Consider the following 11,806-nt stretch of genomic DNA (forward strand, 5'->3'; position numbering starts at 1 on the left):
TATGTCAAGGTTCATTCTTTTTTTAGTCTTTATGTTTCATTGTACTTCTTGGGCCCAAGAGGGAGATCAAAATTTTCCTCCTCCTGAAACTCCTGAAGAAATAAGAGCTACCAGAACTACTGGAAAAATAACCATTGATGGTAAATTGAATGAAGCCGATTGGCAAAATGCAGCACCAATTACAAACTTTTTTAGAGTAGAACCGGTACAAGGAGGAACCATTAAAAACCCAACCACGGTTCGCGTACTTTTTGATAATTCAAATCTATATTTTGCAGTATTTGCCGCGGATTCACTAGGTAAAAAGGGAGTTCGGATGCAGGACCTAAGAAGAGATTTTAATAGTGGAGAAAACGATGTCTTTGGAATTCAAATAGACGCTCAAAATACCAAGCAATATGCAGCCTCTTTTCAGACCACGCCTTATGGAAACCAATTGGATTTACAGAGTTTTAATGATAGTAATTCTGATCGAGATTGGAATGCTTTATGGAGTGTTCGAACACAACGGACAGATAACGGGTACTATGCAGAATTTGCAATCCCTTTTAAATCCATACGCTATGATAAACCGGTAGATGGTGTTCCAGTAGCATGGGGGATTACTTTTTATAGACTAGCTAGGAAGGATTTTGAAAAAACTGTTTTTCCGGCCATTCCTCAGTCTTTTTCACAAAATAGAATGGTATATGCTGCAAAACTTACGGGCTTAGAAGTGCCGCCACCTTCTGCTAATATCAGAGTAGAACCCTATACGTTATATCAATACGATGAGAATAAGGCTGGGAGTATGATTACCGATAAATCAAGCGAGCCTAAAATAGGGGGAGATGTAAAATGGGCAATCAATCCTAATGCGGTTTTGGATCTTACTATTAATACCGATTTTGCACAAGCTGATGTGGATAGGGCGGTAAATAACTTAGAACGATTTAATATTTTCTTTCCAGAAAGACGTCAGTTTTTCTTAGAAAACTCTGGTATTTGGGCCGGAGGGGGAACTCGCAATTACGTCCATTCTTTAGCAGAACCATTGGATTAGAAAATACTTTTAATGCTGCGCCAGCTCCTTTGGATGCAGGGGTAAGATATACGGATAGAAATGAAAATCGAACTATTGCAGCACTTGCAGTTCGCCAGCGTGATACAGATAATAGTCCTGCCAGTACGTTTGGAGTGGCTCGATATATGCAAAACTACGGTAAAGAGAATAATGTTGGAGCCATGGTAACCTATAGATTAGATGACTCTTCAAGCGATTTGGGAGTTTCCTCCCAGAATAACACCACTATTTCTATTGATGGATTCATGCGTCCAAAAAGCGAGATTACTATTTCTTATCTATTGTCTACTTCATTAGACAGTGAAGGGGATACGGGGTATGCCGGAAGATTATTTGCCGGGGCTCGAACTAATAAATATTACTTGGGATACCTCAATACATTTGTGAGCAATGCTTATTCCCCGGATATGGGATTCGTTTTTCAAAAAGATGTGATGTATCATAGCCCAGGAGGATATGCTATCGTAAGACCAAAAAGCTTGCCTTTTGTGAGAAGATGGGATCCAGGAGCATTCTTCAACTATTACCACGATTTTGAAGATTTTGGAAATTTTCAACAAGCTAGTATCTATATTTTTCCAATTTATACCTGGTTTAAAGACAATAGCTTTGTCGAAGCATCACTTACTCCTACCTGGCAAAATATTAATTTCAATTTTGCTCCCTTAGGCCTCGAAATTGAAGAAAGAGAATATCAATATACTCGATTTTTGCTGCGATATAATACTGATCAATCCAAAAAATTATCTGGATCAATTCGTTATGATTTTGGAAATTTCTACAATGGTAAACGAACTACAATTACAGCTGGATTGCGGTATGCGCCACTTCCTCATGTTGCGTTGTCTGCGGATTATGAACATAACAATATAGATGACGTAGGAATTTTAGAACAAGATTTGAATACCGATTTATATACGGCCAGTCTAAGATTGGCGCTTAATCCAAGAGTCCAACTGTCGACATTTTATCAATACAATAGTTTTGATGAGCAAGGGCGATGGAATGTACGTTTTAGTTGGGAGTATATGCCTCTATCATTTATCTATTTGGTATTTAATGATACGCAAACCGATGCCTTTGATCCTGTGCAGCGTACCACACAATTCATTAGTAAAATTACCTTTTTAAAACAATTTTAATCATATGAGCCCAATCACAACTTTTGTTGAATTAAGAAATAGTAAAAAATTAAAGTTCTAAAAATGAAAAATTATAAAATACTGCTGTTGTTAGGGGTGTTATTTCTTTCAACGTCATTTAACAGTTCGCATCCTATCAAATTAACATCGTCATTAATCGAACACAATGCTAAAACCAACACTTTCATAATGGAGTGTAGACTTTTTATAGATGACTTTACATTTAGCATAAATGACACTTTTACAAAAAATATTAATTTATCAAACCTATCAAAGACAGATATCAGGGGGATTGAAAGCTATTTTGCTAGATACTATAAAGTTTCAATTAACGACGAGTATTTTCCTTTTAAATATAAATCCTCTGAAGTGATGGAAAAACAAAATGTGATCTCGATAAAGTTTTATCGGGATATCCCTAAGATTAAAGAAGGTGATCAGATCTGTATTGAAAATACTTTGTTTTTTGAGGAATTTGGATTTCTACAATCCAATAGAATTACGGTACGGCTACCTCCTTTTATCGAAGAGAATTATTTTGATATCACTTCTTTCGACAAACCTATATCTCTTAATTTATAATACATACTAGAAGTACCCATGGATAATTTAAGCTCTTTCTTTATTAGTGGATGGCATCATATCGTAGATATCAATGCCTATGATCATTTATTATTTGTAATGACCTTGTGCGCAGCCTTCAAGCTAGAACAATGGAAGCAGATTTTGGTCATTATTACAGCTTTTACAATTGGTCATAGTGGAACGTTGATACTTAGTGCTTTGGATATCATTCCGGCTAACTCCAAGTTTATTGATATGCTAATTCCTTTCACTATTATGATTACGGCATTGGCAAATATTATCAACTATAACAAGCATGGTAATTTTTCGGACACTAAATTTAAGTATGGTATCGCACTTATTTTCGGTTTAATTCACGGTTTGGCATTTGCAAGTAATTTTAAATTTATGCTTTTTAGCGATAGTATCATTCTGCCGTTGTTTGCATTTAATATTGGTATAGAAGTAGGGCAGCTATTTATTGTATTTCTGTTTATGATTTCCTTATGGGTTTACACTAAGTTTATCAAAGGAGAGCATTTTAAATGGAATTTATTTGTCTCTGGAGCTGGTTTTGGGATCGCAGGAACAATTTTATTAAATGCGATTAATGGAGGGTGATATATAACTTTGTTATTGTTATTTTTGATACAGAAAGAATATCTTGTAAGCTCAATGATCTTTTTAAGCAATCGCACTATTTTGAATAGAACCTTGTTATTGATTACCATATGTTTTGCTTGCTTTTCTTTTAAAATGTAACCGTAGATCTAAAACTCCCTAGTTGGGATCTACTTTGTAAAAATAAAACTTGAATAGAATTGACTAATACTTAAAACTATATTAAAATGAACAAAAACGCTAATCACTTAATCATTACAGTATGCCTAGCCTTGTTTATGATAGCAGGATGTAAACAAGAGAAAAAAACTACTGAGGAAGAAACGGTAGACACTGCTACTGAAACTACCGAAAAAGTAGAAGAGCCAAAAATTACACTTGAAAAATTAAAAGGTTCTCCCGCATATGCTGATGCTTCATTAATTTTGGATGGAGAAGAAACCATTAAGGGTAAAGCCGGAGAGATGGATTTTGCTTTCAAAGTTGAGAACTATGAATTAGGCGCTCAAACTGAAGGAGAAAATGCTCAAAAATTAGCGAACTCTGGAAAAGGACAACACATCCACTTTATTCTGAATAACCAGCCGTATTCTGCACATTATGAGCCAACATTTAAAAAAGAAGTGCCAGAAGGAGTTCATCATTTGGTAGCTTTTTTAAGCCGATCTTTTCATGAATCTGTAAAGAATGAAAACTCCGTGGTGGTTCGCAAATTAGAAATAGGTGAGAACCCAGAAGATGCTGTTGGTTTAGACATGAAAGCTCCAACACTTATTTATAGCCGACCAAAAGGAGAATACAAGGGTAAAGATACCCAAGCGGTATTGTTAGACTTTTTTGTACTTAATACTACTTTGTCAGAAGAAGGAAATAAAGTTAGAGCTACTATCAACGGTAACGAATTTATGATTACCGAGTGGGTACCTCACGTTATGAAAGGATTACCGATGGGAGAGGTTACTATTCAACTAGAATTACTAGATGCTTCAGGAGAATTGATTCCTGGTCCATTTAATAAAGTAACTCGTACCGTTACCTTGAAAGAAGAATAACAGAATAGTTTAGAAAAACAAAAGCCTGTGTTATTTTGGACACAGGCTTTTTTTATGTTTCAATTTTATTTCCTTAGAATAATTTCATCTATCACATTTAAAGTATCTGGGTTGATCACTTTCATGGATACTTTTTTTCCATCTACGTAAAAGAGACAGACCGCATTCTCGACGCTAAAGGCTTCAGTGAATTTGCTCCATGGTAACACTTCTTGAGCGTAGTATGGTGCTCCCGAAGCTCCATTGTTGATTTGAAAAATAGGTCTTGATACATTTAGTTTTTTATGAGGATAGTTGTCTGGATAGATCGGAACTTCCTTAGTCAATTTCAAACGATTGTAGTTATGCTCATCACCAGTAAGTACACCTACAACCTTTTGACTTTGGTTGATTAAAATATCCAAGTACTCATCCCTGCGTTCAAGGATCCCTTTGCTTAGAGGTTTACCAGCAACTACAGGTCTTTTCTCATTATTTCCGCTATACCACATATCATCACGACTATGCCCTCCATTAGGAAATACGGGGGTGTGTTGTGTCACAAAAATATGATCGATATTGTCATTCGCTTCTAATTCGGCAACGGTCTTTTTAAGCCAAGACAATTGATTATCCATAATGTACCCGTGCAATCCACCGGATGTTGATGTATTCCTTGATAAGCTTGGAGCATACCAATAATCACTATTTAAGACGATAACTGCTAGGTTGTCGTAAATGTAATGAAATACATTTTCGGCATAACTCGGAAAATCAACTTCGTTTTGATCGGGATCATATGAGCTCCCATCTTCACTTTTAAGACTGGTGTTCAAAGGATTTACAAAAGCTTCGGCAAAAGCAGCTTCTGCAGACGAGGTGTGAAAAGGAAACTTGTCTACGAACCCTCTGCTTTGTCCTTGATCATTTCTGAATATGTGCCCAAGGGCCTCATGATTTCCCATACCCACTTGAAAAGGCATGTAATGCCAAAATGGTTCTACTGCTTTTTTCCAATTGGTATATTGCAATTGCGTTTCTTTATTGGTAGTCAAATATCCATTGATCATGTCTCCACTGAATTGCACAAAAGTGGCGTTATTGGAGTAGGCTACAGCAGCCATTTTTTTCATGATATAGGCATTGGCACCATAGATTTTACGTTCTCCACCACCAGTTGCATGTCGACTGTCGCTAGTATATGCAAAAACAAACGGTTTACGACTTCCCGGATTGGGAGCAGTAGTAAGGTGATATTGTTGTTCAAATACACCATATCCAACCTTATACTCATATTTTTGTCCAGGTTTCAAATTAGAAACAGTGATCTCGTGATGCGTTCCTTCTGGGCTTTCAATAACCCGGTTGTCAATATGCAATTGCGCTTTTGTTGGGATGGTTGTATTAAACCAAACCGTAGCGCTGGTATCTGTAAGTTTGTTTACAAAAGGACCTTCATACATGGTTGGTACGGCTTCAAAGGGGCCTTTGCCTTTTAAAGAAATCTCTCCATCATATACGATCATTCCATCTTTATCTTTTAACCGGTACCCGAAATGCAATTGTTCTTTTTCTTGCCAATCCACAAAATCATAAGGATACCTAAAATCTTTTTTTATGTTGATTTCTGCTTTTCCTTCTACTAATGTTTTAACAAAACGAAAAACAGGTAAGGGGTGCGGTGCTTTTCCGTAAGGGATAAGACCATAGGTAATATTTCCTTCAAAATCTCCAAAATCTAAGACAACACCGTCTTCGGTTCCTTTTGGATTTCCAAACAGTTGTTGTAATGAATATTGCGCAACTGCTTTTGCGGCATAATAACGTTGATCTCCATCAGCAAGGTATAGCCCTTTTTCATCACTATGGATATTGCTATAACTTTTAGGGACTTGTACGTTTTTGTCTTGGGCTTGTAGTAGAGATACTACAAAAAGGAACCCAATGTAAATTATGTTTTTCATTTAATGCGTGAATTATAAGATTGTGCTGTAATAACGAAGTTTAATATAAACTACAGTTTATTAAGAAATTATTATTGTTTAAAAAATTAGTTGGTAAAGTTATGAGTATTTACTGAATTAATTTGCCTGTAGCGTCCTTTATGATATAATTACAGTGGTCCACGTCGTCAAGATTAAGGATAAGAACACCGGTGATTTCTACTAATTGATCAGTCTTGAAATTGGGTTTTTTGCTAAACATAATTTCTAAAACACTCTCGGGTCCTGCTCCTCCACAAAAAAAGCAAGATGCTCTGGGATTTTTAGATAGTAAAAAGAACTCATCATCTTCTAAGGAAAAATCCAAAAAATAACCTTTTATTCGAATTCGTCGACCTTCATAAGATTTTATGCCAGTTCCAAATTTCGGTTTTAAAAAAATATCATCATATACTGGGCTGTACACTTTAGAAAACTTCACATCTGCAAAGTCCTCCCAGGTTAATTTTTCCTGAGAAAATGTGCCGTGGCTTATGATCAGAAATAGGATTGCCAGGATTACTTTATGCATTCGCAATTGTTTTTGATACATTCAGTTTAAATATAGATAAAGAAGAGATTATCGCAGCTAAAAAGGTCGTTAAAGTTACCAGAAATAGTATTAAAAGCTCTCTATTGTCTGGAAGGCTAAACTCAAAACTATACCCATATAAATCTTGTGTAAAAAAGGAAAGCAGCCAGGCACCAAATCTTCCTAGTAACCATCCTAGAAGAAAACCAAATATTGACAAGAACAATGCTTCAAAAAATACCAATTGTAACAACTGAATCGAACTGGCTCCGTAGGTCCGTAATAGTGCTAATTCTTGTTTTCTTTCTCGTACTGTTTTTATGAGATTGATGAATATGCTAAGACCGGCTACTATCAATATAATAAGAGCAATGCTGTTTATCGCTTGAAAACCGATACCTAAAAATTCCATCAACCGCTCTATTTCAAATTTAGGAAGTGCGGCTTGCATTGATGTTTGCTCATTAATGTGTCTGGAAAGTTGTAAAGTTGCCAAAGGATTTCTGAATTTTACAAGTAAGGAGGTAATTTCTCGTTCATCCTCATGTTGTTCATGATGGTCATGCTCTTCTTCATGTTCGTTTTCATGTTTTTCATGATCATCATGCTCTTCTGTGTGTTCCTCTTCATCCCCATGTTCATGTACCTCCCAAATACTTTCCAGGTTGGTAATGATAAGATGATCGATTACAGATTCTGTAGGTTCTAATATACCAACAACGGTAAAAGGCTTTTCGTCATGAGTTTCGAGAGGATTGTCTGCCAAACCATGAGCGCTAACCAAGGTACTTCCAAGCTGTAAATTTAATTTTTGAGCTGCATAGCTTCCCAATACAACGTCAAAAGACTTTTCAAACAATTTTCCTTCACGTACTTTTGCCCCATACTGTGTTAGATAAGTATCGTAAGTGCCTAAAATCCTATATCCCTTGTAGTTATCTCCGTAAGAAACCGGAATCACCTCTTTTACCATGGGATTTTTGCTAATCTTCAGAGCATCTTTCAAAAAGATGTTTCCGGTAGGATTGTCAATATGTAAGACAGATGAAAGTACCAGTTGCAATGGACTTCCTTTGGCACCGATAACCATATCAAATGGTTTTATGTTGCTTTCTAGATGTTGGTTAAGTTGATTTTTTATTTGCAAAATACATGTAGCCAACGAAATACTAAGCATTAATAATAAAATACTTAAAAAAGTATTTAAAGGTTTAGAAATTAGATTCTTGTATGCTAGATATAACAACTTTACAGGATTATATGGTTATCAAAATGGGATTTAACTCTTTGATCATGAGTAATGATCACTAGATTACTCTTGCATATTTCGGCTTCTTTTTTGAGCAAAGAGATCACTTTCTCACAATTCACATCATCAAGATTGGATGTAGGTTCGTCGGCTAACAGTATTTTTGGTTTATGAATAACCCCAAGAGCGATTGAAAGACGTTGTTGTTGCCCTTCACTTAATTCGTAAACTTTTTTATTTTGAAGATCAGAGAGCCCAAGTTGCATGATCAACTGCTCTTTGCGGTATCGATCATTTTTCGTTTTAGAAATTCGCTCGCGTAGGCTGAGGTTTTCTATTAAGGACAGGGATTTTATAAAATAGCTACGTTGAAATATTAATCCTATATGTTGCCCTCTGAATTTGTCTAGTTGTTTTCTAGAGAGGGTGTTTAGATGCGTATTGGCAACAAAAATATCGCCACTTTGTGCTGGTAATAAACCAGCCAAAAGGTGTAATAGTGTAGTTTTTCCCACCCCCGAAGGGCCCAATATCAAAAGATCTTGTTTAGGTCCTATAGTAATGTCAGGAAAGGATAAAGTCTGATTTTTTGAATCCTGATATGAAAACCGAAGCGATTGGGTACGTAACATAAAATTGTTTGGACAAAAATAAATAAATTTAATTAACGCAACAAAGTCGCATTTATAAAAATATAGTATCTTTGCGTTCTCAAATAATAAATATTTTTCCTTTGAATATATCATACATACGCAATAACTCCGATGCGGTAGGAATTCTGGCGAGTGGTTTGTGTTTAGTCCATTGTTTATTAACCCCGTTTGTGTTTGTTGCGCACAGCGGTATAACAATGATAGGAGGTGGTCAAGCCTTTTGGTGGAAGTCACTAGACCTTATTTTTTTGGTACTTTCTTATTTTGCCATTCGTAGATCTATGAGAACTACTTCAAAACCAAGTATCAAATATGCTTTTTGGGCAAGTTGGTTGTTTTTGGTGGGGATTATCATCAATGAAAAACTAGAGGTCATTCCGTTGCCAGAAGAGATGATCTATATAGGCTCACTGTCACTTGTAATTTTGCATTTTTACAATTTGAAGTATTGCCAGTGCGAAAAAGAATGTTGTACCACTAATTAGTGTAGAGATGAATAAAAATGAAATAGAAATGATGGGTGATTCACATGTTTCTAGTGCTACAGAAACCCCATTGAGAGCCGATGCTTTTGAAAAATCAGATGAAGCTAAAATTGAAAGTATTCAACATCATTTTTCAGAAATTATGAAAGAACTAGGGCTTGATTTGACCGATGATAGCCTTTCGGGAACTCCTTATAGAGTTGCCAAAATGTATGTAAAGGAGCTTTTTTATGGGTTGAATCCAGAAAACCGACCAAAGGTTTCGACTTTTGATAATAAATATGAGTATCAAAAAATATTAGTAGAACAAAACATCACGATAGACTCTGCCTGCGAGCATCATTTTTTACCCATTGTAGGGAATGCTCATGTGGGATATATTCCCAAAGATAAAGTGGTAGGGTTATCAAAACTAAACAGGTTAGTGGATTATTATGCACATCGACCACAAGTGCAGGAAAGGCTTTGTTTGCAAATTCTTAGAGACCTTCAAAAAACCTTAGGAACCGAAGATGTTATTGTGGTGGTAAATGCCAAACATCTTTGCGTGTCTTCAAGAGGTATTAAAGATAAAAGCAGCTTTACTACTACTGTAGAGTTTGGAGGGCAATTTGCCGATCCTATGATAAGAAAAGAGTTTTTTGATATGGTAAGTTTTCAACTAGATTAGATAAGATATAGCAGAAGTATCTCTTTTTGGAAAAGGACCAAATTTCACTAATAAGTTGAGAATAAGTACTAGGAAATAATGTTAAATAACAATTTTAATGAGATAATTGTTATTAAAATACTATTTTTAAGTGCCTTAACCTACATTTTTTCTTTTTTGAATTGTTATGTATTCTTTTTATTAGTGCTTCAGGAAGAAGAAGTTTCTAACTCTATACTTCAAAATATTATTGGAGTAGTAATGACTGTTGGAATCGTTTCTATTTGTGTCTATTATGTACTTCGTTACATGGAGTCCGTGTATTATAAGCACAAGCAGAAACCTTATTTCATTCATTTTTATCCCTCTCTTAAAAAACTACCCTCTTATCTCGAAGAGTTCTTAGAAGAAAATGATTTTTACAAGTCTCTCGATAAAAAGAGGAGAAAATATTTTGAGCATAGATGTGCTCGCTTTTTGGAAGAAATTCATTTCGTAGGTAGAGAAGGGTTGGTAGTAGATGGATTTATGAAGATGCAGATTACGATGATGTTTATCCAGCTTACTTTTGGGATGAGACATTATTTGTTGGCGTATTTAAGTACCATCATACTGTATCCAAAATCCTTTTATTCGATTCTAAATCAAACCGAAAATATTGGAGAGTTTAATCCTCGATCAAAGGCATTGGCATTGTCATGGAAACATTTTCTAAAAGGGAAACAGAACAAAGATCATGGCAGGAATCTTGGCGTGCACGAAATTACCCATGCGATTCATTACAATTCTATAAAGAAGAATGATATTAGCTCCGAAATCTTTTACGATACATTTTTGGAGCTGGAGGAATATTTGGGAGCTATAGAAATACGAAAACAAATTGTAGAAGCCAACCTCCTGCGAGAGTATGCATTTACCGATAAGTTCGAATTTATCGCAGTGCTTATAGAGGTGTTTATGGAATCTCCAGATAAGTTAAAGGCTAAATTCCCCAATATTTACGGGTATGTAGTACGTATGCTTAATTTTAGATATTTTGAAGAATTACATTAGTTTTTAATAGAAAGGGAGTATATTTAATTTATAAAACAATCAATGTATTAAGTATATGGAAGAATTTCAGCAAGTATTACCGGTAAGCTCACTATCGGACGAAAAAAGAGTAGCATTTTATAAAAAGACATACACGCATTTGGCGATGGCCGTTTTGCTTTTTGTAATCGTAGAATGGTTCTTTTTTCAAGTAGATGCTATTGTAGAATTTGCGTTTTCAATGACACAAGGGTTCAGGTGGTTAATTATGTTAGGAGGATTTATGCTGGCCACTTCTTTTGCCGAGAGAATGGCTTTTAAAAACCACAATATCAATCAGCAATATCTAGGACTTCTATTATATGTGATTGCTGAAGCTTTTATTTTTATTCCACTTATTGGGATTGCTATGATGATTGCTGAAAGTGGAGGAGAGAATATCCTTTACCAGGCGGCAATTCTTACGTTATCCCTATTTACAGGGTTATCTGCCATAGTTTTGATTACCAAAAAGGATTTTTCTTTTTAAAATCAGCATTAACTATTGGATTTTTTATCGCCTTGGGATTGATCGTAGCAGGGATGATATTTGGATTTAACTTGGGCTTATGGTTTAGCGCAGGAATGGTTGTATTGGCTTCGGGATCTATATTGTATCAAACCTCTAATATGGTGCATAAATATGCCGAAGATCAATATGTAGGAGCTTCTTTAGGTTTGTTTGCCTCCTTAATGCTACTTTTTTGGTATATCCTAAGTATTTTAATGAGATTAAGCGGAGACTAATTGTCAAGAAAATTATA

General features: G+C 35.4%; 12 protein-coding genes and 1 pseudogene. 9 read left to right on the forward strand and 4 right to left on the reverse strand.

Annotation, left to right across the window (positions count from 1 at the left end):
• Nucleotide 1: 1 nt before the first annotated feature.
• The 5 genes from AC0L3Q_RS05565 (at nucleotide 2) to AC0L3Q_RS05585 (ending at nucleotide 4,442) form a co-directional block, all read left to right on the forward strand.
• Nucleotides 2-1,042, forward strand: coding sequence for a carbohydrate binding family 9 domain-containing protein (locus tag AC0L3Q_RS05565; RefSeq protein WP_473285676.1), 1,041 nt, complete (start codon nucleotides 2-4; stop codon nucleotides 1,040-1,042).
• Nucleotides 985-2,205 (forward strand): hypothetical protein, encoded by a 1,221-nt coding sequence (locus AC0L3Q_RS05570; RefSeq protein ID WP_473285677.1) that lies wholly within the window; start codon nucleotides 985-987, stop codon nucleotides 2,203-2,205. Before AC0L3Q_RS05565 ends, AC0L3Q_RS05570 begins: the two co-directional genes overlap by 58 nt.
• Before the next feature lie 63 nt (nucleotides 2,206-2,268).
• Nucleotides 2,269-2,787, forward strand: a complete 519-nt coding sequence (locus AC0L3Q_RS05575) for a DUF6702 family protein (RefSeq protein WP_473285678.1) — start codon at nucleotides 2,269-2,271, stop codon at nucleotides 2,785-2,787.
• Between the two features lie 18 nt (nucleotides 2,788-2,805).
• Entirely contained in the window at nucleotides 2,806-3,390 is a 585-nt protein-coding gene (locus AC0L3Q_RS05580) for a HupE/UreJ family protein (protein ID WP_473285679.1), read from the forward strand.
• A gap of 227 nt (nucleotides 3,391-3,617) precedes the next feature.
• The gene (locus AC0L3Q_RS05585) at nucleotides 3,618-4,442 is read left to right on the forward strand and encodes a hypothetical protein (protein ID WP_473285680.1); all 825 of its coding nucleotides are present in this window, start codon (nucleotides 3,618-3,620) and stop codon (nucleotides 4,440-4,442) included.
• 65 nt (nucleotides 4,443-4,507) lie between these two features.
• On the opposite strand, the gene AC0L3Q_RS05590 is transcribed toward AC0L3Q_RS05585, so the two are convergent.
• The 4 genes from AC0L3Q_RS05590 to AC0L3Q_RS05605 all read right to left on the reverse strand — a co-directional run bounded on the left by AC0L3Q_RS05590 (nucleotide 4,508) and on the right by AC0L3Q_RS05605 (nucleotide 8,816).
• Entirely contained in the window at nucleotides 4,508-6,385 is a 1,878-nt protein-coding gene (locus tag AC0L3Q_RS05590) for a hypothetical protein (RefSeq protein ID WP_473285681.1), read from the reverse strand.
• Between the two features lie 109 nt (nucleotides 6,386-6,494).
• Entirely contained in the window at nucleotides 6,495-6,935 is a 441-nt protein-coding gene (locus AC0L3Q_RS05595; protein ID WP_473285682.1) for a hypothetical protein, read from the reverse strand.
• On the reverse strand, nucleotides 6,928-8,181 hold the full coding sequence (locus AC0L3Q_RS05600) for an ABC transporter permease (protein ID WP_473285683.1): 1,254 nt from the start codon (nucleotides 8,179-8,181) through the stop codon (nucleotides 6,928-6,930). Before AC0L3Q_RS05600 ends, AC0L3Q_RS05595 begins: the two co-directional genes overlap by 8 nt.
• A gap of 2 nt (nucleotides 8,182-8,183) precedes the next feature.
• Nucleotides 8,184-8,816, reverse strand: a complete 633-nt coding sequence (locus tag AC0L3Q_RS05605) for an ABC transporter ATP-binding protein (RefSeq protein ID WP_473285684.1) — start codon at nucleotides 8,814-8,816, stop codon at nucleotides 8,184-8,186.
• 101 nt (nucleotides 8,817-8,917) lie between these two features.
• Between AC0L3Q_RS05605 and AC0L3Q_RS05610 the strand changes: the two genes are divergently transcribed.
• The 4 genes and pseudogenes from AC0L3Q_RS05610 to AC0L3Q_RS05625 all read left to right on the forward strand — a co-directional run bounded on the left by AC0L3Q_RS05610 (nucleotide 8,918) and on the right by AC0L3Q_RS05625 (nucleotide 11,789).
• Complete coding sequence (locus AC0L3Q_RS05610) at nucleotides 8,918-9,322, forward strand: MerC domain-containing protein (RefSeq protein ID WP_473285685.1); 405 nt, start codon at nucleotides 8,918-8,920, stop codon at nucleotides 9,320-9,322.
• Between the two features lie 7 nt (nucleotides 9,323-9,329).
• On the forward strand, nucleotides 9,330-9,992 hold the full coding sequence (gene folE / locus AC0L3Q_RS05615) for a GTP cyclohydrolase I FolE (RefSeq protein ID WP_473285686.1): 663 nt from the start codon (nucleotides 9,330-9,332) through the stop codon (nucleotides 9,990-9,992).
• Nucleotides 9,993-10,148: 156 nt separating this feature from the next.
• Nucleotides 10,149-11,024 carry a zinc-dependent peptidase gene (locus AC0L3Q_RS05620; protein ID WP_473285687.1) on the forward strand — a complete coding sequence of 292 codons (876 nt, stop codon included), beginning with the start codon at nucleotides 10,149-10,151 and terminating at the stop codon, nucleotides 11,022-11,024.
• A 55-nt stretch (nucleotides 11,025-11,079) separates the two neighbouring features.
• A pseudogene (locus AC0L3Q_RS05625) lies at nucleotides 11,080-11,789 on the forward strand (Bax inhibitor-1/YccA family protein).
• Nucleotides 11,790-11,806: the final 17 nt, after the last annotated feature.

The sequence above is a fragment of the Aquimarina sp. KJ22-3 genome (assembly GCF_055808215.1).